Source organism: Kribbella sp. CA-247076 (assembly GCF_050942445.1).
In the GTDB taxonomy this organism is placed as follows: domain Bacteria; phylum Actinomycetota; class Actinomycetes; order Propionibacteriales; family Kribbellaceae; genus Kribbella.
The window spans coordinates 5,903,027-5,926,443 of the sequence record NZ_CP192051.1; the positions used below are offsets into that span (position 1 = coordinate 5,903,027).

The following is a 23,417-nucleotide window of genomic DNA, read 5'->3' on the forward strand; positions in this document are numbered from 1 at the left end:
GAATGTCTAGGAGCTGACCACGATGAGTGACTCCGTCACCTACGCCCTCACCGATGGCGTCGCCACCATCACGCTGAACCGGCCGGACGCGATGAACGCGCTGGACACGCCGACCAAGGTCCTGCTCCGCGACACCGTGCTGACGGCCGCCGAGGACGACTCGGTCCGGGTCGTCGTCCTGACCGGGACCGGCCGGGCGTTCTGTGTCGGGCAGGACCTGAAGGAGCACATCGGCCTGCTCGAGGCGGACGACACGGACGCGCTGTGGAGCACCGTGCCGGAACACTTCGCGCCGATCGCGCAGGCGCTGGCCGAGATGCCGAAGCCGGTGATCGCGGCCGTCAACGGGGTCGCGGCCGGGGCCGGCGCGTCGATGGCGTTCGCCTGCGACTTCCGGGTCGTCGCGGACACGGCAGGATTCAATCTCGCCTTCACCGGGATCGCGCTGTCGTGCGACACCGGGATCTCCTGGACCCTCCCCCGGCTGATCGGGCACGCGAAGGCGCTCGAGCTGCTCTACTTCCCGCGGACGGTGCCCGCCGATGAGGCGATGGCGCTCGGTCTCGCAACGAGCGTCGTACCGGCGGCCGAGCTGTCTGCTGCTGTCGGCGAGCTGGCCGCGAAGCTGGCGGCCGGACCGACGGTCGCGTACGGCGCGGTGCGGCAGTCGCTCGGGTACTCGGCGACGCACACGCTGGCGGAGTCGCTGGTGTTCGAGGCCGGGAAGATGCAGCTCACCGGCGACACCGAGGACCATCGCAACGCGGTCGCGTCCTTCGTCGCCAAGGAGAAGCCGACCTTCAACGGGCGGTAGGTGCCATAGGCAACCTTTGATGCTGGCGGCGGAACGTTTGGTGGGCTCCCCGACCGCGTTCCGGCCGGGCGAGTCACGGCCGGACAACCACCTGACAGACCGGGGAGCCCGCTGAACACCTCATCACGTTCAGTGCCCGGAACACAACTCGTTCAGCCGTTTGTCTTCCCTTATTTTCGGGATTCCTGAGCGCGGCTTGCAGATGCACAAGCTCGCTGCACGTGCATCCGCCAGCGGCGTCTGTAAGCCCTTCCACCGCATGCCCGATCGGGTCACCGGGCTATGCCACTCCAGCCGTGATCGTCAGCGCGCGATGCAGGTGGAGAGGTGGTCGTTGACGATGCCGGTCGCCTGCATCAGCGCGTACGCCGTGGTGGGCCCGACGAACACGAAACCCTTCTTTTTCAGGGCTTTCGACATCGCGACCGACTCCGGCGTGGTCGCCGGCACGTCGGCCAGTGTCTTCGGCGCCTTGTGCTCGGCCGGCTGGAACGACCACAGGAGCTCGGTCAGCTCGCCTTCGTCCAGCTCCAGCAGCGCCCGCGCGTTGTTGATGGTCGCGTTGATCTTCAGCCGGTTGCGCACGATGCCGGGATCCGCCATCAAACGCTCGAAGTCGTCGGCGTCGTACTTCGCGATCACCGCCGGGTCGAACTGCGCGAACGCAGCCCGGAAGTTCTCCCGCTTCCGCAGGATCGTGATCCACGACAGCCCCGACTGGAACCCCTCCAGCGTCATCCGCTCGAACAGCCCGACGTCGTCGCGGATCTCCTTGCCCCACTCGTTGTCGTGGTACTCGACGTACTCCGGCGCCGAGGTCGCCCACCCGCACCGCGGCTGCCCGTCGGGCCCGATCACGGTCATCGCGCGACCTCCCGCACCAGCCGCCGCAACGACATCCGCAGGAACATCTCGAACGGCGCGCGGATCAACGGCCACACGGCGACCCCGAGCTTGCCCAGCGGCAGTACGACGTCCTCGGACCAGATGAAGGTGCAGACGTCCGACTGCAGGCCCGCGTCGTCGACGCCCCGGCGGCCGGGGACGATCGCGAACGTACCGGTCCCGCGGACGACCGTGCCCAGGTGCTTCACCGTGCACTCGCGCGGCGGATCCCAGTGCGTGATGACCATGTCATCAGTGAACCCCACGCCACCGACAGAAGTCCGCGCCGCGACCCCGCCGCCGAGGCCGACCCCGTCGTTCTCGGTCGCCCAGACGCGAGTGAGCACCATCCACCGCGACTGCCGATCCCAGTCCATCACGATCTCCCACGCCACCTCCGGCCCCAACGGCAACTGAACCGAGGCCTCGGCATGGCAGGTAGGCGCGGCATTCATCGGTGCAACGCTCAACTCGGCCGCTGCTGCGGCGCGTGCTGCTGCGGCGGGTGCTCCTGATGAGGCGAGTGCTGCTGAGGCGCATGTCCGTTGGCCGGCTCCGCAGGTGCCTGCTGAACCGGCCACTGAGGCGTAGCCGGCTGCTGATCCGCCGGCGGCCAAAACTGCCACCCCTCCTGCGCCTGCTCCGCCTGCTGCGGCTGCTGCCCGTACTCCGGCGGCTCGGGCTGCTGCTGCTCCGGCTCGTGCTGTGTGTAGTGAACCTGCTCCGAGGCCGGCTCGACCTGCTGCTGAGCCTGCTGGCTGTACTGCGACTGCTGAGCCTGCTCCGGCTGACGCTCGGCGTACTGCGCCTGCTCTGCCCGCCCCTCGGCGTACTGCGCCTGCTCCGCCCGACCCTCGGCGTACTGCGCCTGCTCCGGCCGGTGCTGTGAGTGCTGCACCTGCTGCTGGGCCGGCTCCGGCTGCTGCTGAGCCTGCTGGCTGTACCACGACTGCAGAGCCTGCTCCGGCTGACGCTCGGCGTACTGCGCCTGCTCCGGCTGACGCTCGGCGTACTGCGCCTGCTCCGCCCGACCCTCGGCGTACTGCACCTGCTCGGGCTGGTGCTGAGCCTGCTGGTTGTACTGCTCAGCCTGCTCCGGCTGACGCTCCGCGTAATGCGCCTGCCCCGCCCGACCCTCGGCGTACGGCGCCTGCTCCGGCTGGTGCTCGGCGTACTGCGGCTGCGCCGACTCGTGGTGTGGGGTTGGCGGCTGCTGTTCTGCGTAGGGGTCGTGGGTTGGCTGTTGCCACTGGGGAGCTGCGGCTGGGAGCGTCCAGTGGGGAGTTGGCGCCGACTGGGTGCTTTGTGCAGATGGAGCCTGCTGAGGCTCGGGGGGGAGCGGCTGCTGGGCCGGCTGAGCGGGCTGGTGGGCGTCGGCGGGCAGGTCAGGCTCGGTCGGGAACCACGGTGTGGGCTCGGGCTGTCCGTACGGGTCCGGCTGTTGCGTGTACGCCTGCTCGTAGGACTGTTGCGGCGCAAAGGCCCCCGCCTGACGCGAGCCGTAGTCCTCGGACTGATGCGGGTTGTAGTCCTGCTGACCGATCGCCTCCGGGTGCTGACCGAAGGGCTCCGACTGTTGCGGGCTGTACGGCTCTGGCTGTTGACCGATGTACGGCTCCTGCGGGGCGTACGCGTCCGCCTGCTGCTGCAGGTAGACGTTGGACTCGCGCGGTGCTTCCGCGGGATGGTGCGGCGGATAGGCGTCGGACTGGCGCGGTGCTTCCGCGGGATGCTGCGGCGGGTAGCCGTCTGACTGGCCAGGTGATTCCGCCTGCTGGTGGTGAGGCGGGTGAGCGTCTGAGTAGAGCGATGCTTCGGGATGCTGCACCGAGGGGTTGGAGGTGGGCCCGGCCTGGGTGCGCGGGGCGGGCGGCTGGGACTGGGCGTCCAGCATGGCTCGGGCTTCTGCTTGGAGGCGTTCGTACTCGTTGGCTGCCTCGGAGGTGTCGCGGACCGGCACCTCGAGCGTGTCCGGCTCCGAGTCGTCCTCGGCCGCTTCCGCACGCGCCCGCTCGGTCTGCTGGACGGTCACCGCGGGCTGCGCCTCGGCAGGCCGAGCGTCCGAGAACGCCGACTCGCCGGCCTGCGCGTCAGCGGACTGTGCGTCGCCGGGCTGTGCGTCGCCGGGCTGTGCGTCGCCGGGCCGCGCGGCCGTGGGCGGGGCATCGGCGGACCCCGGCTCGGTGTGCGTGGCGGCCGTGGGCGGCGTGTCGGCGGACCTCGGGTGGGCTGGCTGGGCGCCGGCTGCCGGTTGCTCGGCGAAGCCTGCGTCCGCGGGCTGTACCCCGGCCGAGTGAGATCCCGCGGGCAGGGCGTCGGTGGGCTGGGCGCCGGCTGCCGGTTGCTCGGCGAAGCGTGCGTCGGCGGGCTGGTCCGCGGCTGAGCGAGACTCCGCGGGTGGGGCGTCGGCGGCCGGTTGCTCGGCGAGGCGTGCGTCGGGGGACTGCTCCGCGGCCGAGCGAGACTCCACTGGCTGACCGTCGGTGGACTCCGGCTCGGTGGGCTCGGCGGCGCTCTGTGGCTTGTTCGAGCGGGGGTCGGCGGGGTGTTCTTCGGGCGGGCGAGACGCCGCGAGCTGGTCGTCGGCGGGCAGGCCCTCAGCGGCGGGCGTGGTGGCGAGGGCGTGGGCCGACTGCTCCTCGGCCGAACGAGATGCCGCGAGCTCGTCGTCGGCGGGCGCGGCGTCGGCTGCGCGGGTCGACTGCTCCTCGGTGAGGTGCGTGGTTGCGGGGGCCGAGTGCTCCTCGGTGGGGGACGCTGCGGCGGTTGGGTCGGCGGGGGTTTCAGTGGGGGGTTGGTCGGTGGGGGTGGAGTCGGGGAAGTTGCCGCCTACGAGGATGGGTTTGTGGGTGCCGGTGTCGTCGAAGTCGGCGGGGTCGTAGTCGGTGCCGGAGGTGAAGCCGGGGCCGTCGACGATCGGGGAGACGGCGCGTTCCAGGTCGGCGATGCGGCGGTCGCGTTCGGCGACCTCACGGGCGACGCGTTCGAGCAGCGAGTCGACCTCGTCCATCCGGTAGCCGCGCAGGCCGACGCCGAACCGGGCCGACTCGATGTCGGTGGCGGTGAGCGTCTGCCTGGCCGGGACGCTCAGGTCGGGCCGGTCGTCGTACGCCGTACTCATGGCACCCCAACGACCCGAGGCCACCACTGCGACAGCCCCGATCAACAGCACCACGACCAGCCCGAAGAACCACATCACGGGACCGATCGTGCCATGCCGACGAAGTCACCCGCACAACCGGAGCGCGATTCGGCCCTCCGCGAAACCGGGTCAGCTGCCGTCCGACCCGAGCCGGTGCGCCTCCCGCCGCTCGCGGGCTTCCGGGTTGTCCGCCTCGGCCACGTCGCGGGCGGCCGCGGCCGCTGCCTCCTCGGCGGCGGCGTCGGCCAGCTCACCGGCCTTGACGATGTAGCTGATCGCCTCGGCCACGTCGTCGGTGACCACGAACATGTCCAGGTCGGCCGGCGAGATCTTCCCGTCCGCGAGCATCGTCTCCCGGAGCCAGTCGACCAGGCCGTTCCAGTACGACGTGCCGAAGAGCACGACCGGGAACGACGTGACCTTCCGGGTCTGCGCCAGCGTGAGCGCCTCGAACAGCTCGTCCAGCGTGCCGAACCCGCCCGGCATCACCACGAACCCCTGGGCGTACTTCACGAACATCGTCTTCCGGGTGAAGAAGTAGCGGAAGTTCATGCCGATGTCGACCCACTCGTTCAGGCCGTTCTCGAAGGGCAGCTCGATGCCGAGCCCGACCGACACGCCACCGGCCTCGGAGGCACCCTTGTTCGCCGCCTCCATCACGCCCGGTCCACCGCCGGTGATCACCGCGTAGCCGGCGCCGACGAGTTTCCGCCCGAGCTCCTCCGCGGCGGCGTACATCGGGTCGTCCGGCTTGGTCCGGGCCGACCCGAACACGCTGATCGCGGCCCCGAGCTCGGCGAGCATGCCGAACCCCTCGATGAACTCCGACTGGATCCGCAGCACGCGCCAGGGGTCGGTGTGCACCCAGTCCGACGGGCCGCGGCTGTCCAGCAGCCGCTGCTCCGAGGTCGAGTTCTGCACCTGGTTGCGCCGCATCACGACCGGGCCGCGCTGCTGTTGGCCGGCCGGCCGGTCGGGGTGGATCGAGGGTTCTGCCATACCTCCACAGTAGTGCGGACAGTGAACACCGGCCCGCTGACGCGGACCCGGCCACGAGGAGTACCTACGCCGTCAACCAGGCTCTCAGCCGCTGTTCACACTGCTCGATGTCGGCCTCCGGCACGAACTCGTCCTGCTTGTGCGCGTACAGCGGGTCACCGGGCCCGTAGTTCACCGCCGGTACGCCGAGCAGCGTGAACCGGGCCACGTCGGTCCACCCGAACTTCGGCCGCGGCTCACCCCCGACCACCTCCAGGAACGCCGCCGCGGCCGGCCGCTCCAGCCCCGGCAGTCCCCCGGGCGCCGAGTCCGTGACGACCACGTCGTACCCCTCGAAGACCTCCCGCAGGTGCGCCTCCGCCTCGGCCTCGGACCGGCTCGGCGCGAACCGGTAGTTGATCTCGACCGTGCACAGGTCGGGTACGACGTTGCCGGCGACGCCGCCGTGGATGCCGACCGCGTTCAGGCCCTCGCGGTACTCGAGGCCGTCGATCGGCACCCGGCGCGGCTCGTACGCCGCCAGCCGTTCGAGGATCCCGCCGGCCGCGTGGATCGCGTTCGACCCCATCCAGGAGCGGGCCGAGTGCGCGCGCTCGCCGCGGGTGGTGATCTCGACCCGCATCGTGCCCTGGCAGCCGGCCTCGACGACCGCGTTCGACGGCTCCATGACGACCGCGAAGACGCCCTCGAGGAGCTCCGGATTCGACCGGGTCAGCTTGAACAGGCCGTTCCGCTCGGCCTCGACCTCCTCGCAGTCGTAGAAGACGTAGGTGACGTCCCGGTTCGGCTCGGTCAGCGTGGCCGCCAGCCGGAGACCGACCGCGAGGCCGCCCTTCATGTCGCAGGCGCCGAGCCCGTGGATCAGGCCGGCCGCGCGCCGGGCCGGGAGGTTGTCGTTCAGCGGGACGGTGTCGATGTGGCCGGCGATCACGATCCGCTCGTCCCGGCCGAGGTCGGTCCGGGCGACCACGGTGTTCCCGTGCCGGAATACCTTCAGGTGGCCGAACCCGGACAGCGCCCGCTCGAGCTTGTCCGCCAGCTTCTCCTCGGTGCCGCTGACCGAGGAGATGTTCACCAGCGTCTCGGTCAGGTCCGGACTCGGCTGGGTCAGGTCGAGCTTGGCCATTCAGGATTCCTCTGCCGGTGGTAGGAACACGCAGAACTCGTTGCCCTCGGGATCGGCGCAGACGTGCCACCCGATCTCGTCGTCCTTCGGCCGCAGCAGGGTCGCGCCGGCGTCGAGGACGGGCTGCAGGGCGGGTGCGGTGACGTCCCAGTGGATCCGGTTCTTCACCTTCTTCGGCTCCGGGACAGGGACGAACACCCAGTACGGGAACGGCAGGCCGGGCACGTTCTCGAGCCAGTAGTACGGCGTGCCCGGGCGGCTCATGAAGTCGCCGCCGACCAGCCCGGCCCACCAGCGCGCCTGCGCCTCCGGCGCGGCCGAGTCGACGATCAGCTCCATCAACCGGTACGCCGGAACGGTCTCGCGGACGAAGCCGCAGAACTCACCGCCTTCCGGGTCCGCCATGACCGTCCACGGCAGCTCGTCCGTCGCGGGTGTCTGGATCGTCGCGCCCTCGCGGATCAGGTCGTCGATGGAGCCGGTGTGCACGTCCAGGTGGACGCGCTGCTTCACCGTCCGCGGCTCGTCCACGGTGTTGAACCAGATGGTCTTCTCCGGAACGTCGCCGACCAGCACGTCCGGGTTGTCGGCCGGTGCGGTCAACCCGAGCACGCGGCCCCAGAACGCGACCATCGCGCTCGGCGAGGTCACGTCCACACAGAGATCCTTGAACCGGGCGACACTCATGCGGCCAACCCTAATCCGCGCGACCGACAAACACTTGCTTCGCTAGGGTGCGCCCATGCGCGACATCCGGCCCGAGGTCACAGCAGCTGCCCAACGCGTCAACGACACGGTCGCGACGGTCGACGACACCGCCGTACGGGCGCCGTCCGCCCTGCCCGGGTGGTCGCGCGGGCACGTCATCACCCACCTCGCGAACTTCTCCGAGGCGATGACGCGGCAGGTCGAGGAGGCGCTCGCCGGCCGCCTGGTCGAGGTGTACGACGGCGGTCGCCCGGCTCGCGACGCCGCCATCGAGGCCGGGGCGGGCCGTCCCGCGCCCGAGCTCGTCAGCCACCTGCGTCAGTCGACCGGCGCGCTGATCGCCGCCTGGGAGAAGGTCGGTGCGGACGACTGGGACCGCCCGATCACGCACCGGGACAGCACTCTTGCCGTCGGCATCTACGCCTGCTGGCGGGAGCTCGCCGTCCACGCCGTCGACCTGGTCCTGGAGCCGACGGCGACGGTCTGGCCCAAGGAGTTCTGCCTCCACCTCCTCGACTTCCTCCGCGACCGCACTCCCGAAGGCATCCACCTGGTCCTCCAGGCCGACGACGGCACCAGCTGGGAGAACGGCACCGGCGAGCGCACCGTCCTGACCGGCACCCTGACCGACCTCACCGCCTGGTACGCCGGCCGACGCGCTCCGGGACCGGTGAACGGACCGGCCCCGGAGCTGCTCCCCTGGCCCTAGCTGACCGTGAAGTCGTCGACCTGGATCCAGGTGTCGACGTTCGGCGCGTTGAAGCCCGCGTAGACCGTCAGCTCGTGCACACCGGCAGGAACGGTGACCGTCACCTCGTGATGGACGTAGCCGTCGGCCGCGCCGAAGGTCTTGGACGCCAGGTCCTTCGTGCCTTGGCGGACCCCGAAGCGACCCTCACCGGCGGGCAGGCCGGCGGACGCGTTCACCCAGGCGCCGAACGTGTACGTCGTTCCCGGGTTGACCGGCACGGTTTGGTAGAGCGCGCTCCAGCCCGTGCAGGTGCAGCGGATCCAGCCGTTGTTCGCACCGGAGTGCGCGAACCCGAGTCCACGGTCCACCCCGTTGGCCGCCGTACCCTCGAAGAGCCAGGCCGGTTTGCCGCCACCCGTGCCTTCGAAGCCGCCGTCGGCGAGCTGGGCGACGTACCGGACTGCCAGCTCGGAGACCGAGGTGTAGCTGCGGGTGCCGCCCGGCAGGCCGATCACCCGGACGCCGTCGGTCTCCTGGACCGGGAACGTGATCGTGTACGTCTTGTTCGCGCCCGCTGACGCGTCACCCGGGTACGCCGGTGAAACCGTCTGCGCCGCGACCTCGACCCACGCCCCGTCGACCCTCACCTGGACCCGCGGCCGGCCGGTGAAGTACCCGCCCTCGGCCGACACCGCCCCGGACGTGAACTCGACCCGGTTGACCTTGTGCTTGCCCGGCCAGGTGTAGCCCCACCACGACGCACCCTTGACCTCGTCGTCGAAGTCGGTTTCGCTGCCCGTCACGGCACCGTCGTTCATCAGCGCGAGGCTGCCCGACTGGGTCGACTTGGAGATCGCCACCGCGCCGGTCGAGGGCGCGGCCAGGTTGGCGTCACCCGGCAGGTTGTCGGCCGCACCCGGGTCGGACGGTGTCAGCACGAGCTTGCGCAGGTTGAAGTTGTAGACCGAGGTACCGATCCCGCCACCACCGCACGGACAGACGTTCGCCTGCAGATACATGGTCTTGCCGTCCGGCTGGACGAACTTGGACGGGATGGTCACGCCGTACCCGCCGTACTTCGAGGTCGTCCACGGATACCCGCCGAAGTCCTTGCTGAGGAAGTGCTTCCACGGACCCCACGGCGTCGGCGACTCGTAGAACTCGAAGGTGTACTCCGTCCAGGACGTGTAGACATATCGCTTCTGCTGCGCCAGGTAGGTGACGCCGCCCTGGCTGATCACGCTCAGGTTCGACGCGTTCGTGCCGTACGTCTGGGCGTACAGCCGCCGCTGGTCGGTCAGCACCGGCTTGCGATCCGCGATCTTCGCCGACCACCCGGACCCGGTGTAGAACTTCCACGCGCCGCGGTCCTGCACCTTCTTCTTCGGCACCCGGGCCAGGAACACGCTCTGCGGATCGGCCACGGTGTCGTCGAACGAGTCCCGCCAGTTCCCGTCCAGCCCGTACGCATACACGTACCCGTCGGGTGCGAGCGCGCCGCCCTTACCGAAGTCGGCGAACCAGATCGTGGTGAACACGTGGTCGGAGAACATCGGCTTGCGCTTGTCCCACGTCCAGGTCCGGCCGTGGTCGGTCGACTTCAGGATCGTCGCCGCCGGTACGTCGTTGAAGTCGAGCGCCAGGTCCTGGACCGCCAGGTACATCGTGTCCCCGACGCACACCATGCCGGTGGGTTTGCGGTTGTACCCACCGCCGCTCCAGATCGACCCGACCTGGTCGCCCTTCGCGATCGTCGACCCGGACAGGTTCCCCGGCGTACCGGTGATCTCGTTCACCGCGATGTCGGCGAACTCCTCGTCCAGGCTGAACCCCTTGCCGTCGCCGTTGGCGGCGTACAGCTTGTCGTTGCCGGCCCAGCACGACGGCCACAGGTCGCCGTCGCTCTGGCTCGGCATGCCCTTGGACTCGACCGCGGCGGTGCCGACGTAGGTGCTGGGCGCAACCGCCGGCGAGACCGCCGGCTGGTCGGAGGTGGTGAGCAGCGCCGCGGATCCGAAGACCAGCGGCAGGACAGCAAGCAACGCCCCACGTTTCATGACTTGTCCCTTACTTGAGACCGGTGGTCTTCATCGCGTCGACGAGCCGGCGCTGGCCGGCGACGAACACCACGACGGTCGGGATGGCCGCGATCACGGCGGCCGCGAGGATGAGGTTCCACGCCGAGGCGTACTGCCCCTGCATGCCGGAGACGCCGAGCTGGATGACGCGCAGGTCCGGGTTGCGGGTGATGGTCAGCGGCCAGAGGAACGCGTTCCAGTTGGCCAGGAAGAACAGCACCGACAGCGAGGCGAGCACCGGCCGGCTGAGCGGCAGGATGACGCTCCAGTACCGGCGCCAGTAGCCGCAGCCGTCCAGATCGGCGGCCTCCTCCAGCTCACGCGGGATGTTCAGGTAGTACTGGCGGAGCAGGAAGACGCCGAACGCGTGGAAGATGCTCGGCACGATCAGGCCGGCGTAGCTGTCCAGCAGGCCGAGTTGCTTGGCGACCAGGAACAACGGCACCAGGATCACCGGCAGTGAGACCAGCAGCGTCGACATGATGCCGGAGAAGATGATCCCGCGGCCCGGGAACCGCAGCCGGGCCAGCGCGTACGCCGCCATCGAGTGGAAGAACAGCGCCACCACGGTGACCACGACCGACACGATCGCGCTGTTCATCAGGAACGTCGGCATCGGGATCTTGAACAGCACGTACTGCAGGTTGTCCAGCGTCCAGCGCGTCGGCCAGCCGAAGTTGAACACGTCCTCGACCGGTTTCAGCGCGCTGATCACGATCCACAGCAGCGGCGCGACCGCGAGGATCGCCAGGACGTGGGCCAGGGCCGGGAGGAAGAACCCTCTAGTCCTCATCGAACCGGCCTCCCTTCGTGAACGCGAACATCAGGCCGGTACAGGCCACCAGGATGGCGACCACCACGGTCGTCAGCGCGGCGGCGTACCCCATGTTGTTGAAGGTGAAGGCCTGTTCGTAGATGTAGAGGACGACGGTGCTGGTCGCGCGGGCCGGACCGCCCTTGGTGAGCACGAAGACCAGGTCGAAGGCCTGCAGGCCGGTGACCGCGCCGATCGTCGAGTTCACCACCACGAAGAAGCTGGTCGGACGCATCAGCGGCCAGATCACGAACCGGAACCGCTGCCAGGTGCTCGCGCCATCGATCTCGGCGGCGTCCTCGAGCTCCTTCGGGACGTCCTTCAGGCCCGCCAGCAGCACCAGCATCTGGTACCCCATCACGAACCAGACGCTGATCACCACATAGGTGCCGAGGGCAAGCGACGGCGTACCGAGGAAGGACACGTCGCTCAGCCCGAACGGCGCCAGCAGCTTGGAGAGCGCGCCGCGCTTGTCGACCAGCAGGAACTGCCAGATCAGGCCGACCACGACCAGGCTGACCACGTGCGGCAGGAAGAACGCCGACCGGACCCAGCCGATCCCGCGGAAGTGGTGGCGGACCAGCATCGCCAGCGCGAAGCTCACCACGAACGCGATCGGCACGAACGTGACGACGTACGTCGCGGTGACCTTGAGCGACGCCCAGAGCTGGTCGTCGCCGGCCATCAGTTTGTAGTTGTCCAGACCGACGTACTGGTAGTTGCCGAAGCCGTCGACCTTGAAGAACGCGACCCCGAAGGCGAGCACCATCGGCAGCGCGACGAAGATCAGCAGACCGATGCTGTCCGGCGCGAGGAAGGCGTACGCCGCCAGGGCCTCGCGCCGTTTCCGGGTCATGCCGGCCTTCGGCCGTCGCGACGAAGCCTTCACCAGGGGCTTGGACGGAGGGGCTGTCGTGGTCACCATCAGCTGATCGGCGCACCCTGGTAGGTCTTCAGGAACGTGTCGATCCGGGCGGCCGCGTCAGCCGCCGCCTTGCCGGGATCGGCCGCGTTCAGCTGGCAGGCCTGGATGGCGTCGGCGATCGGCTGGTACACCTCGGGTGGGAACCGCGGCTCCGGCTTCCCGGTCGGCGCGATCTCGCTGACGAACTGCTTCAGCACACCTTCGCCGAACGCGCCCTTCGCATCCGCGGCCGCCTGCACCGACTTGCGTGGCGGCACGTTGGTCTTCACCACGGTGTTCCACTGCCGCTGGCGTTCGACACCGGCGGCATCGGTCGAGCCGAGCGCCCACGCGATGAACTTCGCCGCGGCCTCGGGGTTCTTGCCCTTGGCGTTGGCGACGAAGGCCCAGCCGCCGAGGTCGGTGGCCGGCTTGCCGCCGTCCGGCGTCGGGTGCGGAATGATGCCGTACTTGAAGTTCTTCTTCTGGGTCCGCATGTCCGCGACCGCCCAGATCCCGCTCTGCTGCATCGCGGTCGCACCGGAGCCGAGGTTGGACGGCACGTCGCCGCCGCCGTCGCCGAGCGCCTTGCGCGGAGCCACCTTGTTCTGGATGGTGTCCTGCCAGAACTTCAGCGCCTGGACGGCGGCCGGCGAGTCGAACGCGACCTTGCCGTCCTTGATCGGCGTACCGTCGCCCTGCCAGAGGAACGGGTACCAGGTGAAGTTCTGGTAGTAGCCGGGCAGCGTCTCGAACATCACGCCGTACCGATCCTTGCCGGTCAGTTTCTCGGCGACCGCGAGGGTCTGGTCCCAGGTCTTGGGCAGGTCGGCCTCGGACAGGCCGGCCTTCTCGAACGCGGCCTCGCTGTAGTACATCGCCAGCGGCTCGATCTCCATCGGCAGGCCGTACACCTTGCCGTCCACGCTGCGCGCCTCGAGCAGGCCGGGCAGGTAGTCCTTCTTGGACTCCTCCGACAGCGCCGGGCCGAGGTCCTGCAGGACGCCGCCGTTGTAGTAGCGGAGGAAGTCACCGGGGCTGATCAGGAAGATGTCCGGGCCCTGCCCCGACTGGAACGCGGTCTGCAGGGTGGTGCCGTTCAGGTAGTCCTTGCCCGGGATGTAGCGCAGCTTGACCTTGACGTCGTTGTTCTTGTTCCACTCGTCGACGAGCGAGATGAACCACTTGCTCTGCGGTCCCTGGTCGTCGGACGGGCCGTAGAAGTTCCAGAACGACATCTCCTTGGCGTTGCCGCCGGACTCGTCACCACCACAGGCGGTCAGCAGCGGACCGCCGACCGCCGAGGCGGCGAGGGCGCCGAGCCCGCCGCGCAGGATCGACCGCCGGCTGACCGGCGTGGCGAGGCTTCGGTGGCTGGGAAGCAGGGGTGTTGCGGCCATCAGGTGCTCCAGGGGGTGTCGAACGGCCGACCGTGTTTGAACCGTTTTCGGGGCAATCGATTTCTCGCAATCTACGAGCGCCGACCTGACCGGTCAAGGGGCGAGCCGGTCTCGATGTGATCAAACCCGGCGGATTCCCTCGCCTAGGCACGGGTTTCGACCTGGGTGCAGACGTTGACACTGTGCGACCCGGCTGCCTAGTCTGCGGAAATCGATTTCTGAGATGAGAGGGCTCTGGGATGCCAGTTGTGCCGAATCGTGGCGGTGTCGAGGCGCCCCGGGAGCTGGTCGCGTTGGGGCTGCAGGCGGCGCGGAACGCGATCGAGACCGAGGCCGCGGCCGTGTCGGCGCTGGCGGACCGGCTGGACGGGGTCTTCCTGGACGTGCTGATCGCGGTCGCCGGCTGCGAGGGTCACCTGGTGGTGACCGGCCTCGGCAAGTCCGGCCTCGTCGGCCGCAAGATCGCCGCCACCCTCGCCAGCACCGGGACGCCGGCCACCTTCATCCATTCCGGCGACGCGCTGCACGGCGACTCCGGCGCGGTAACGTCCCGCGATCTCGTCCTGGCCTTGTCGGCCTCCGGCGAGACGGCCGAGGTGTGCGCGTTCGCGAGGATGTTGCGTGAGCGCGAGATCCCGGTGATCGCGATGACGGGCAACGAGGACTCGACGCTGGCCCGGCTGGCGACGTACACGCTGGACACGATGGTGCTGCGGGAGGCGGATCCGCTGAACCTCGCGCCGACCGCGTCGACCACGGCCTCGCTGGCGATGGGTGACGCGCTCGCCTGCGCCCTCGTCGTACTGCGGGACTTCAGTCATCACGACTTCGCCCGGTTCCACCCGTCCGGTGCCCTCGGCCGGCGGCTGCTGGGGGATGAGGCATGAGCGCGTACGACGTGTGCGTGCTCGGCTCGTTCATGAAGGACCTGGTGGCGACCGCGGAACGGCGGCCGCTGCCGGGTGAGACGTTGCACGGCACCGGGTTCGCGGAGTTCCTCGGCGGCAAGGGCGTCAACCAGGCGATCGCGGCCGCGCGGATGGGTGCGCGGACGGCGATCGTCGGCACGATCGGCGAGGACCGGTATGGCGAGGAGTTCCTCGAGCTCCTGGAGACCGACGGGGTCGACACGTCGTGGGTGGTCCGGCACCCGTCGCTCGGCACCGGCGTCGGGCTGCCCCTCGTGCTCCCGGACGGCGGCAACTCGATCATCATCGTGTCCCGCGCGAACGGGGCGATCACGCCCGCCGACGTCGAGGCCGCGGCCGACGTACTCACGCGCAGCCGGGTGCTCAGCGTGCAACTGGAACTCCCGGTCGAGGCGAGCCGAGCTGCCCTCCAGCTCGCCTCGGCCGCGGGGGTCACCACGATCCTCACACCGGCTCCGGTCGGGCCGGTCGACCCTGCCCTGGCGCGCTTCGTCGACATCCTGGTCCCGAACGAGGTCGAGGCGGCGGCGCTGACCGGCCTGGACTGCGACGACGAGACGCAGGTGCCGGTGATCGCGCGGAAGCTCGCCGACGAGTGGGAGCTGCGCGGGTGCGTGGTGACGCTCGGGTCGCGGGGCGCGTTCGTCGTCGACCGCTCCGGCGCGGAAGTCTGGGTCGAGCCGCATCAAGTGGCGACCGTGGACACAGTGGGTGCCGGTGACGCCTTCTGCGGGTCGCTCGCCGCGTCACTGGCAGCGGGCGCGCCGCTCGTGGACGCCGTCCGCCTGGCCAACGCGGCCGGTGCGTTGTCGACGACGGTGAACGGCGCGGCCGACTCAGCGCCCGACCGGGCCACCGCCCTCGCCCTGCTCGACGGGGCAGTCTCCAGCGTGGGCTCACCGTCGCCGTGAGATCCTTTTCCCCGGATCGGAGTTAGAGTGCGATCCAGACGGACTACTGGACTCCAGCGGGGAGCGGGCATGACGACGATCTACGACGTCGCGCGGAGATCCGGTGTGTCTCCGGCCACCGTCTCGCGAGTGCTCAGCGGCCGGCGGAACGTGGATCCGGAGCTGTCGGAGAAGGTCCGTGCCGCGGTCGCCGAGCTCGGCTACCGGCCGAACGGCGTGGCCAGAAACCTTCGCAAATCCAGCACGAACCTGTGGGCCGTTGTCATCTCCGACATCGAGAACCCGTTCTTCACCTCGCTCGTCCGCGGGCTGGAGGACGTCGCCCAGACCGAGGGCTACCACGTGGTCCTCTGCAACTCCGACGAGGACCCGGCCAAGGAGGCGGCGTACGCGTCCGCCGTACTGACCGAGCAGATGGCCGGCGTGGTCATCTCCCCCACGAGTACGGCGGACGGCGTCCAGCAACTCGCGGACGCGAAGTTGCCGATGGTGCTGATCGACCGGCGCGTCGACGGGGTCGAGGCGGACACCGTGCTGGTCGACAACGAGCACGGGGCACACGAGGGGGTGAAGCACCTGATCGACGGTGGGTATCAGCGGATCGGGTGTATCACCGGGCCCCGGAAGGTCAGCACGGCGATGGATCGGCTGGCGGGTTACCGGTCGGCGCTGCGGGCCGGTGGGATCCGCTACGACAAGGAGCTCGTCCGGCACGCCGACTTCCGCGAAGCCGGCGGGTACGCGGCGATGGAGAGCCTGCTCGAGTTGCCGGAGCCGCCCGAGGCGCTGTTCGTCACCAACAACCTGATGACGGTCGGCGCGCTGGAATGCCTGGCGAAGAAGGGCGTCCGGGCGCCGGCGGACATCGCGGTCGTCGGCTTCGACGACATCCCGTGGGCGGACCTCGTCGTACCCAGCCTGACGACCGTGGCCCAGCCGACGTACGAGCTCGGCCGCACCGCCGGCCTCCTCCTCAAAGACCGCATCGCCTCCCCCGGCCGCCCACCCTCCACCGTCACCCTCCGCACCGAACTCCACATCCGAGCCACCTCAGCCCCTAAACGCTAGACGCGTACACAAGAGGCGCCGGCGCGGCGGCCTACTCGATGGCGCCGACTGCAGTTCGGTCCTCCGCGGCGGCAGGGGCGCGACGCCGACGGCCTGAAACCTGCGTCGTTTCCCGACAGTTGTCCGAGGGCGTTCTTATGGTCGTAGACTCCGCAAGATGTTTCCGTCGGGACTGTCGATGCTGTGGGAACCGACCGAGCCTCAGAGTGCCCTGCGGGGTCGGTTCGGCCTTGACAGCTTCGATGAAGCGGTCACCTGGCTCACCAAGTGTCTAACTCAGGCTTGGGCCGTCGAGGTGGAGGCCTGCGACCGGATCCTCATCAGCAGCGACAACGCCATCGCCTGGGTCCGCACCAGCCGGGGACCCTTGGTGGCGAAGTGGTCTCGATCCCGGGGCCAGTTCCTCAGGCTCGCCGCGATCGCGGACTTGATCCGGGCGCTGCACGAGCACGGGTTGCCGGTGGCGCCGCCCCTGTCGTCGGTCGACAGCCGGTACCGGGTGATTGTTGATTCCGGTTCCTTGCCGCTGTCGATGACGGTGCAGCCGCTGATAGCTGGCGATCTGCTGGACACGACTGATGAGACTGCGGTCCGTCAGGCCGGTGCTTGCCTGGCTTCGTTGCACGGCGTCTTGAGCATGCAAGGAGACAGTCGGCTGATCGAGCCCGAACCCGGCCAGTCCTTGGACTTGCGCCAGCGGATTGAGACGTGGTTGGACCTGAAGGATGTAGGCAGGGCGCCGGCCGCGTCAGCGAGACTGCGCGACCACGTGGGGTCGCTGCCGCCGGTCGACACCGAGCCGCAGCTGATCCACAACGACTACCGCGCCTCCAACATCCTCACGGCCGGGTCGGAGATCCTTGCCGTCATCGACTTCGACGAGGTCGCGTGGGACTACTGCATCAGCGACCTCGCGAACACATTCGTCTTGCTCGGCACACATTTCACTGACTGGCAACCGACACCGGCAAGCGTCCGCGACACCTTTCTCGAGGGATACGAGTCAGTGCGCTCTCTCACCTGCCTCGAGCGCCGATGGCTCCAAGCGCTCGTGCTGTGGCGCGGCATCAGAGTTATCCCAGCCGGTGATGACCCAGCCGGCTGGGCAGACGCCGTGTGAGTTCGCTCCGCTTTCGTCAGCGGCGGTGGGTTCCGGTGGGGTCTATGTGGAAGGTGAAGCCGTGGGGGGTTTGCCATTCCAGGGTGGTGTGGTTGAGGCGGCGTACTTGCCAGTGGCCGTGGGTTTTCAGGCGGTGGGGGAAGCGGCGTAGGGGTGCGAGGTTGGTAGTGCTGGTTTGGTCCGGCGGGCCGAGGGGGTCGTAGGGCTCGATGTGGTCGAGGTCCATGGCTGCATGGGTTTCGCGGGTGCCGTAGGGGAAGAGTTCGACGGGGTGGGTGAGCTTGACGCGTTCGCGGATGCGGTCGGGGATCTCGTAGGCGTCGACGCTGACGGCGTCGTGGAGGTCGATGACGGGCTTCACGGTGTAGGGGGCGTGGCCGACGAGCTCGGTGAGCTGGTTGGCGAGGAGGGGGCCGAGATCCTCGGCGCGGAGGACGCCGGTGCCGGTGGCGAGGGTGTGGTCGGTGAGGTGTACGTAGATTTCGGTCTGCCCAGGGCGCAGAGGGCGGGTGGTGCGAGAGGCAGCGTGCGGGCAGGTGTGCACGCCGTGGTGGGGATCGGTGTGGGCGTCGTGCCGGATCTGGGCGAGGCGGGCGTCCAGGGCGCGGCGTGCGGAGCCTTCCAGGGGTTCGCCGTCGTCGGGCGCGGGTTGCAGGGCAGGGTCGAATGGCTCGGCCGCCTCCGGGGTCGGCGAGTCGAAGGGGTCGCGCCAGTCGGCGTCGCTGGGATGGGGTGGGTCGCGGTCGGCTTCGTCGTACGGGCTTGGTTCTTCCCAGTCACGCAGGAGATGGTCGTCGTCCTGGTAGGCGCCTTGTTCCGCGGGCCGGCGTGTGGCAGCGACGTGTGGCGGACGGGTCGCGCTCGATCGCGGCACGTCTATGTCATCGTGCGTGTTCGCGTCTGCAGCCCGGTCGGCGGGCGGTGGGGTGCTGGTCTGCAACTGGTTGGCTTGGTGGAGGAGTTCCTCGGTGTAGCGGGGGTCGGCGATGATGCCGATGGCGTCTGCTCGTCGGCTCTGCAGGGAGGCGGTGTCGCCGAGGATCTTCAGTGCTTCCGCGATGCTGGTGATCCGGGCGTTGAATCGGATCGCGTGGCCGGACGCCGTACGGATGAAGATCTTCTTGGTGCCGTGTTCGTCGGAGCGGCCGACGTACACACCACGTTCGCGTCGCTTCTCCTCGGCCTTCGCGCGGGCGCCGGCGGGATCGGCGTGCGCCTTGGCGGCTTCCACGATCTTGTCGAGCCGGCCGGGCGTGAGCGAGTCGACCACCTTCGCGACGCGTTGGTCCACGGCCTTGGCGGCGTCCTGCGACAGCTCGAGGCAGGCGGTCGCGATCTTGCGGGCCTTCCACGGCGTGGCTTCGCCGGCCTGGACGCGGGCCCAGGTGAACGGGAGGCGGTGCCGCAGCGCCAGGGCCTGACCGATGTAGTCCGCGGCCGCGCCCGCCGAGATGCCGATCATGACGCCGAACTCGGCCGGCGCGAATTCGGCGATCTCAGGGCAGCCGTCACCGCCGAGTACGACGGCTCGTTCGCGGCCGTCGCCGGACCGACGGCCGGGACGGTTCCGGCAGGCGTCGGGGTGGTAGCGGTCGGCGTAGATCTGGGCGTGTTCGAGGAGCCGGGCCTCGAGGCGGTTGACCTCGGCGCGATGCGCGGCGGCCGACTCCAGGAGGTCGGCCGTCGACAGTGACGCGAGATCGTTCTCGAACATGCATTCGATTCTAGCTGAGACGCAGCCGGTTCACCAAACGCTCAAAATCACGAAATCCCTTGTCCACAAGGGCAAACGTCACACCGATCCACGCCTAGTTTGGGTGTAGGCGTTACCGCAGGAGTTCCACCTGCGTCAGGGTGGGGACGGAGGTGAAGGTCAGGCGGTAGTGCCGGTGTTGGGACGGGGTGGGGATGGTGAAGGGGCGGGTTTGGCGGCGCCAGGGGAAGGTTTCGTTGGTGCGTTCGTCGAGGGTGGTCCAGGTGGTGCCGTCGAGTGAACCTTCCAGGCGCCAAGCGGTGGGGTCGTCGTCCGGCGACGCGCCGTTCGTCAAGGTGTAGATGGTGGCGGTCGCAGGCTCGGGCAGGGACCAGGTGAGGACAGCGTCGTCGAGGCGCGCCTCCGTGCTGGAGTCGTCGTCGAAGAGCGGGTGGTCCTGGCGCGGGATCAGGTCGACCAACGGCGTCGCCACGGCGTCGTCCACAGTCAGCGACGGCGGAGTCTCGAGGGTCGCCCAATCGGACGGCTCCGGCCCGAGGACGAACTCGATGTGCGCGGCCGCGCGTAGCTCGTCGGAGCCGATCGATGCCACCAGCAACTGCTTGCCATCGACCAGAACGTCCTGGACATAAGGGTGCTCAGCATCGGCGGCCGAGATCACCACAGACGAACCGCCCAGCGGAGTCACCACGACTCGGGGGAACAGCGGCGCCCCGAGAGCGTACTCCGGCGCGCCCACCCGGAGCGGGTAGATGCCCAGGGCACTGAACAGGTACCACGCGGACATCTCCCCGTTGTCCTCGTCGCCCGGATACCCCTGCCCGATCTGCTCGCCGACGTACAGCCGCTGCAGGGCCTCGCGGACGATCGCCTGCGTCTTGTACGGCGTTCCGGCGTAGTTGTACATGTACGCGATGTGGTGCGCCGGCTGGTTGCTGAAGCCGAACTGCCCCATCCGGACGGCCTGCGCCTCGAGCATCTCGTGGATGACGATCGAGTAGGTGCCCTTCTTCACCGCGAGCTCCGGCGTCGCGAAGAACTCGTCGAGCTTCGCCTCCAGCCCGCGCGGACCGCCGTACAGGTTGGCCAGCCCGCGGCCGTCGTGGGCGACGTGGAAGGCGAAGTTCCAGCCGCAGGTCTCGGTGAAGTCGCCGCCCCACTCACACGGGTCGAACTCCGCCGGCGTCTTGGCGAACCGTCCGTCCGGGCGACGACCCTGGAAGAAGTTGACGGCCGGGTCGAAGAGGAGCACGTAGTTGAGGCACCTCCGGCGCAGGTACGTCGCTTCCTCGCGCAACCGCGTACGCCGCTCCTCGGCCACGGACGGGTCGTCCGCCAGCCGCTCGGCCATCATCGCGAGACCGAAGTCGTTCAGATACGCCTCGAGCGCCCACGACACGCTCTCCTCGGTGTCCGTGCTGACGTACCCGGTGAAGAACCCGGTCGTCACCCCCTTGCGGCCCACCTCGGTGTTCGCCGGCGCGACAGTCGCGTTCCTCAGGCCGGCGTCGTACGTCGCCAGCGGATCCGGCAGGGGTACGCCGCGAAGGTAGGCGTCGGCGAAGGCGACGTCGGAGCTCGTCCCGGTCATGCAGTCGGCGTACCCAGGCGACGACCACCGGGCGATCCAGCCACCGTCGCGGTACTGCTGGACGAAACCGTCGACCAGCTCGCCGGCCAGCTCCGGATAGAGGAACGCGTATGCCGGCCACGCGGTCCGGTAGGTGTCCCAGAACCCGCTGTTGACGTACATCTTGCCCGCGCGCACGACCGCATTGGTCTCGGAATTGGTTGCCGCACCCGCGACCGGCGTAACCGGGCTCGCGTACCGGTAGTCGGGCCGCTCGTGGCTGCCGGCGTTCTCGAAATGGGAGTTCGGATAGAGGTTGAGGCGGTAGAGGTTGCCGTAGACCGTGCGCAGCTGCGGCTCGGTCGCGCCCTCGGGACGGATCACCTGCAAGCGCTCGTTCCAGGCGGCGTTGGCGGCCTGCCGGATGTCGCCGAAGGACCGGCCGGCGAGCTCGAGGTCGAGGTTGTGCCGGGCCTGGTCGACACCGATGAACGACGTCGCGATCCGCAACGTCACCTCGTCGACCGCCGGAAACGTCGCCGCGCGGGCGTTGTCCCGACCGCCGACCGTCGGGCCGAAACCATCGGGCGCAACGGAGAAGACGCCGTAGCAGTACATCCGGGTCCGGCCGAACTCGGACCCGTTCTCGACCCAGCCGGTCAGCGCGGTCCCGTCGTACGCGAACGCGCCGTGCTCGTCGATGGTGTCGAAGACCAGGTGCCGTCCGGCCGAGTCCGCCGGGAAGGTGAAGCGGAAGATCGCGCCGTGGTCGGTCGGTGCGAGCTCGGCGCGTACGCCGTTCGCCAGGGTGACCGAGTAGACGTCCGGACGCGCGATCTCGTCGTCGTGGCTGAAGGCGGCGGCCCGCGCGTCCGGGTCGCCGAGCGGCTCGGCGGCGATCACCGGCATGATCGACAACTGGTCGCGGTCGCCCATCCACGGGCTCGGCTGGTGCGAGAAGCTCAGGCCCTGGAGCTCCGGGCGGTTGTCGGCGTTGTTGGCCCGGTGGTACTCGTACGGCCAGCGGTGGGTCGACGCGTCCGTCACCGGAGTGAGGAAGTTGAAGCCGTTCGGCCATGCGGTGATCGGCAGCGTGTTGCCGCGGGAGAAGTCGTGGCTGGCGTTCGTGCCGCGCCGGATGTCCACATACGCCGCGAGGTCGGAGCCGTCGGGTCGCGCGGGCGCCGGCCCGATCTCGAGGTCGTCGAGCCAGCCCTGGTACTCTGCTCCGTCGCCGGGCGCGTCCACGACCAGAAGTACCTGCGCGACCGTCCGTCCGGCGGCCGGCGTCAGGTCGACCTGGACGTCGTTCCACTGGTCGGCGTAGAGGATCTTCGCCGTACCCTGCCCGGCGGCGTCGAACGGCATCCCGTACTGGTCCACCACGCCGAGCCCGGACAGCCGGCTGCCGTCGGTGAAGACGAGGTCGACGGCGGCGTACGTCGCCTCGTAGCCGAGCTGCACGTCGAGCTCCGGGTAGATCTTGTACCGCAGCCGGTCGCCCGGGCGGACCAGGAGATCCGGCGTCCGCAACTCGGCCTCCTGGCGTCCGCCGGTCGTGCCGGCGTACCGGGTCGCGTTGACGCTGCTGAAGCCGACGCCGCTCGGGCTCGTCCGCCCACCGGCCGGACCGCCACCTGTCTCGATGATCACGGGCGCAATGCTACGAAACGGTGCCGTCCGAGCTGCTCGACGAGGTCCTCGAGCTCGGACAGCAAGGGGTCGATCCAGTCCTTGGACTCCGGGATGATGCGGAAGCCTTCGGCGATCACGAAGGCGAGGGCCCGCAGGCAGAAGCAGGCGCCGCCGACCAGGAGCTGACGGTCGACGAGGAACGGGTCCGCGGCGGCCACGTCGACGTACCGGGCGACGATCGGGCCGCGATCGTGGCCGAGGGCAACGGCATCGCGGACCAGGGTGTAGAGGTCGGCGAGGTGCGGCGCCAGGTAGGTCAGCGGCCAGTCGACGGCGGTCCAGCGGGTGCCGTCGGTGACGAGGTTCTTCGGGACGAAGTCTCCGTGGACGACGGCGAGCGGGGCGTCCCGGTCGAGCGCCGCCAGCGCCTCGGTCAGCGGGGTCAGGTCGAACGAGATCCGGCCGATCCTGTCCGCGATCTCCTCGACGTGCTCGGGCGGGAATCCGCTCGGTCCGTCGACCCGCCGGCTGCGGATGCCGGCCAGCAGCTCGGCCGCCGCCAGGAACCCCTCCGCGGCCGGCTCCTGCTCCAGCGTCGCCCGCCCGACGTCTTCCAGCACCAGCACCCCGTCGCTGCTGTGGATGAGCTCAGGCGCCGGCAGCCCCAGTGGGATCACGTACTTCTGGTAGCTCTCGGCCTCCCCGGACTGCGAGTCCGTACCGCGCTTGCCGATCACGCTGTTCAGACCGTACGACAGCCGCCAGACCTCCGAGGAGCCCCACCGCCGCAGCAGCTCCCCCTGCAGCGCGTCCACCGATGGTGCCCGCGTCGCCCGCAGCACCGGTTCCGACACCTTCGTGAGCCACGCAGGAAGCATCCAGAAAGTAGACCACGCCGAGCCGCCACCC

Annotated in this window: 19 protein-coding genes; 6 read left to right on the top strand and 13 right to left on the bottom strand. The window is 69.4% G+C overall.

All coding sequences use genetic code 11. The features are described 5' to 3' along the window. Nucleotides 1-22: 22 nt before the first annotated feature. Nucleotides 23-814, top strand: coding sequence for an enoyl-CoA hydratase/isomerase family protein (locus ACQPYZ_RS27840; protein WP_433161261.1), 792 nt, complete (start codon nt 23-25; stop codon nt 812-814). Nucleotides 815-1,117: 303 nt separating this feature from the next. Here the strand turns inward: ACQPYZ_RS27840 and ACQPYZ_RS27845 are convergent, their stop codons facing one another. From ACQPYZ_RS27845 to ACQPYZ_RS27870, 6 genes are all read right to left on the bottom strand, one after another. Beyond that, nucleotides 1,118-1,678, bottom strand: a complete 561-nt coding sequence (locus tag ACQPYZ_RS27845; protein ID WP_433161263.1) for a DNA-3-methyladenine glycosylase I — start codon at nt 1,676-1,678, stop codon at nt 1,118-1,120. Beyond that, on the bottom strand, nt 1,675-2,154 hold the full coding sequence (locus ACQPYZ_RS27850; protein ID WP_433161264.1) for an SRPBCC family protein: 480 nt from the start codon (nt 2,152-2,154) through the stop codon (nt 1,675-1,677). Before ACQPYZ_RS27850 ends, ACQPYZ_RS27845 begins: the two co-directional genes overlap by 4 nt. A gap of 11 nt (nt 2,155-2,165) precedes the next feature. Beyond that, nucleotides 2,166-4,895: a DivIVA domain-containing protein gene (locus ACQPYZ_RS27855; RefSeq protein WP_433169771.1), complete on the bottom strand. Its 2,730-nt coding sequence runs from the start codon at nt 4,893-4,895 to the stop codon at nt 2,166-2,168. 75 nt (nt 4,896-4,970) lie between these two features. After that, nucleotides 4,971-5,777 carry a TIGR00730 family Rossman fold protein gene (locus ACQPYZ_RS27860; protein ID WP_433169773.1) on the bottom strand — a complete coding sequence of 269 codons (807 nt, stop codon included), beginning with the start codon at nt 5,775-5,777 and terminating at the stop codon, nt 4,971-4,973. A 127-nt stretch (nt 5,778-5,904) separates the two neighbouring features. After that, nucleotides 5,905-6,966, bottom strand: coding sequence for a succinyl-diaminopimelate desuccinylase (dapE, locus tag ACQPYZ_RS27865; RefSeq protein ID WP_433161266.1), 1,062 nt, complete (start codon nt 6,964-6,966; stop codon nt 5,905-5,907). Then, nucleotides 6,967-7,653 (bottom strand): VOC family protein, encoded by a 687-nt coding sequence (locus tag ACQPYZ_RS27870; protein WP_433161268.1) that lies wholly within the window; start codon nt 7,651-7,653, stop codon nt 6,967-6,969. Between the two features lie 55 nt (nt 7,654-7,708). On the opposite strand from ACQPYZ_RS27870, the gene ACQPYZ_RS27875 reads away from it, so the two are divergent. After that, nucleotides 7,709-8,383, top strand: a complete 675-nt coding sequence (locus tag ACQPYZ_RS27875) for a maleylpyruvate isomerase family mycothiol-dependent enzyme (RefSeq protein WP_433161270.1) — start codon at nt 7,709-7,711, stop codon at nt 8,381-8,383. Here the strand turns inward: ACQPYZ_RS27875 and ACQPYZ_RS27880 are convergent. The 4 genes from ACQPYZ_RS27880 to ACQPYZ_RS27895 all read right to left on the bottom strand — a co-directional run bounded on the left by ACQPYZ_RS27880 (nt 8,380) and on the right by ACQPYZ_RS27895 (nt 13,561). Continuing rightward, nucleotides 8,380-10,422, bottom strand: a complete 2,043-nt coding sequence (locus ACQPYZ_RS27880; RefSeq protein ID WP_433161272.1) for a DUF4185 domain-containing protein — start codon at nt 10,420-10,422, stop codon at nt 8,380-8,382. The genes ACQPYZ_RS27875 and ACQPYZ_RS27880 overlap by 4 nt on opposite strands. 10 nt (nt 10,423-10,432) lie before the next feature. Then, nucleotides 10,433-11,236, bottom strand: a complete 804-nt coding sequence (locus ACQPYZ_RS27885) for a carbohydrate ABC transporter permease (protein ID WP_433161274.1) — start codon at nt 11,234-11,236, stop codon at nt 10,433-10,435. Then, on the bottom strand, nt 11,226-12,113 hold the full coding sequence (locus tag ACQPYZ_RS27890) for a carbohydrate ABC transporter permease (protein WP_433161276.1): 888 nt from the start codon (nt 12,111-12,113) through the stop codon (nt 11,226-11,228). Before ACQPYZ_RS27890 ends, ACQPYZ_RS27885 begins: the two co-directional genes overlap by 11 nt. A 68-nt stretch (nt 12,114-12,181) precedes the next feature. Then, nucleotides 12,182-13,561, bottom strand: coding sequence for an ABC transporter substrate-binding protein (locus ACQPYZ_RS27895; protein WP_433161277.1), 1,380 nt, complete (start codon nt 13,559-13,561; stop codon nt 12,182-12,184). A gap of 248 nt (nt 13,562-13,809) precedes the next feature. On the opposite strand from ACQPYZ_RS27895, the gene ACQPYZ_RS27900 reads away from it, so the two are divergent. The 4 genes from ACQPYZ_RS27900 to ACQPYZ_RS27915 all read left to right on the top strand — a co-directional run bounded on the left by ACQPYZ_RS27900 (nt 13,810) and on the right by ACQPYZ_RS27915 (nt 17,589). Further along, complete coding sequence (locus ACQPYZ_RS27900) at nt 13,810-14,448, top strand: KpsF/GutQ family sugar-phosphate isomerase (RefSeq protein ID WP_433161278.1); 639 nt, start codon at nt 13,810-13,812, stop codon at nt 14,446-14,448. Further along, a complete protein-coding gene (locus tag ACQPYZ_RS27905; RefSeq protein ID WP_433161280.1) occupies nt 14,445-15,401 on the top strand; it encodes a ribokinase in 957 nt (318 codons plus the stop codon). Before ACQPYZ_RS27900 ends, ACQPYZ_RS27905 begins: the two co-directional genes overlap by 4 nt. A 69-nt stretch (nt 15,402-15,470) precedes the next feature. Then, a complete protein-coding gene (locus tag ACQPYZ_RS27910; protein WP_433161281.1) occupies nt 15,471-16,469 on the top strand; it encodes a LacI family DNA-binding transcriptional regulator in 999 nt (332 codons plus the stop codon). 157 nt (nt 16,470-16,626) lie between these two features. Then, nucleotides 16,627-17,589, top strand: a complete 963-nt coding sequence (locus tag ACQPYZ_RS27915; RefSeq protein WP_433161283.1) for a phosphotransferase enzyme family protein — start codon at nt 16,627-16,629, stop codon at nt 17,587-17,589. 16 nt (nt 17,590-17,605) lie between these two features. Here ACQPYZ_RS27915 and ACQPYZ_RS27920 read toward each other — a convergent pair whose 3' ends face one another. The 3 genes from ACQPYZ_RS27920 to ACQPYZ_RS27930 form a co-directional block, all read right to left on the bottom strand. After that, nucleotides 17,606-19,303 carry a DUF222 domain-containing protein gene (locus tag ACQPYZ_RS27920; protein WP_433161285.1) on the bottom strand — a complete coding sequence of 566 codons (1,698 nt, stop codon included), beginning with the start codon at nt 19,301-19,303 and terminating at the stop codon, nt 17,606-17,608. Between the two features lie 112 nt (nt 19,304-19,415). Beyond that, nucleotides 19,416-22,526 carry a GH92 family glycosyl hydrolase gene (locus tag ACQPYZ_RS27925; RefSeq protein ID WP_433161287.1) on the bottom strand — a complete coding sequence of 1,037 codons (3,111 nt, stop codon included), beginning with the start codon at nt 22,524-22,526 and terminating at the stop codon, nt 19,416-19,418. Then, nucleotides 22,523-23,386, bottom strand: coding sequence for a phosphotransferase (locus ACQPYZ_RS27930; RefSeq protein WP_433161289.1), 864 nt, complete (start codon nt 23,384-23,386; stop codon nt 22,523-22,525). The genes ACQPYZ_RS27925 and ACQPYZ_RS27930 overlap by 4 nt, the downstream gene beginning before the upstream one ends. Nucleotides 23,387-23,417 lie beyond the last annotated feature (31 nt).

Excerpts from the sequence above, each read along its gene's own strand:
- ACQPYZ_RS27875 (WP_433161270.1), top strand. The coding sequence starts at position 7,709 with ATGCGCGACATCCGGCCCGAGGTCACAGCAGCTGCCCAACGCGTCAAC.
- ACQPYZ_RS27855 (WP_433169771.1), bottom strand. The coding sequence starts at position 4,895 with ATGTGGTTCTTCGGGCTGGTCGTGGTGCTGTTGATCGGGGCTGTCGCA.
- ACQPYZ_RS27870 (WP_433161268.1), bottom strand. The coding sequence starts at position 7,653 with ATGAGTGTCGCCCGGTTCAAGGATCTCTGTGTGGACGTGACCTCGCCG.
- ACQPYZ_RS27860 (WP_433169773.1), bottom strand. The coding sequence starts at position 5,777 with ATGCGGCGCAACCAGGTGCAGAACTCGACCTCGGAGCAGCGGCTGCTG.
- ACQPYZ_RS27850 (WP_433161264.1), bottom strand. The coding sequence starts at position 2,154 with ATGAATGCCGCGCCTACCTGCCATGCCGAGGCCTCGGTTCAGTTGCCG.
- ACQPYZ_RS27885 (WP_433161274.1), bottom strand. The coding sequence starts at position 11,236 with ATGAGGACTAGAGGGTTCTTCCTCCCGGCCCTGGCCCACGTCCTGGCG.
- ACQPYZ_RS27930 (WP_433161289.1), bottom strand. The coding sequence starts at position 23,386 with ATGCTTCCTGCGTGGCTCACGAAGGTGTCGGAACCGGTGCTGCGGGCG.
- ACQPYZ_RS27915 (WP_433161283.1), top strand. The coding sequence starts at position 16,627 with ATGTTTCCGTCGGGACTGTCGATGCTGTGGGAACCGACCGAGCCTCAG.
- ACQPYZ_RS27840 (WP_433161261.1), top strand. The coding sequence starts at position 23 with ATGAGTGACTCCGTCACCTACGCCCTCACCGATGGCGTCGCCACCATC.
- ACQPYZ_RS27910 (WP_433161281.1), top strand. The coding sequence starts at position 15,471 with ATGACGACGATCTACGACGTCGCGCGGAGATCCGGTGTGTCTCCGGCC.
- ACQPYZ_RS27905 (WP_433161280.1), top strand. The coding sequence starts at position 14,445 with ATGAGCGCGTACGACGTGTGCGTGCTCGGCTCGTTCATGAAGGACCTG.
- dapE (WP_433161266.1), bottom strand. The coding sequence starts at position 6,966 with ATGGCCAAGCTCGACCTGACCCAGCCGAGTCCGGACCTGACCGAGACG.
- ACQPYZ_RS27845 (WP_433161263.1), bottom strand. The coding sequence starts at position 1,678 with ATGACCGTGATCGGGCCCGACGGGCAGCCGCGGTGCGGGTGGGCGACC.
- ACQPYZ_RS27880 (WP_433161272.1), bottom strand. The coding sequence starts at position 10,422 with ATGAAACGTGGGGCGTTGCTTGCTGTCCTGCCGCTGGTCTTCGGATCC.
- ACQPYZ_RS27890 (WP_433161276.1), bottom strand. The coding sequence starts at position 12,113 with ATGACCCGGAAACGGCGCGAGGCCCTGGCGGCGTACGCCTTCCTCGCG.
- ACQPYZ_RS27920 (WP_433161285.1), bottom strand. The coding sequence starts at position 19,303 with ATGTTCGAGAACGATCTCGCGTCACTGTCGACGGCCGACCTCCTGGAG.
- ACQPYZ_RS27895 (WP_433161277.1), bottom strand. The coding sequence starts at position 13,561 with ATGGCCGCAACACCCCTGCTTCCCAGCCACCGAAGCCTCGCCACGCCG.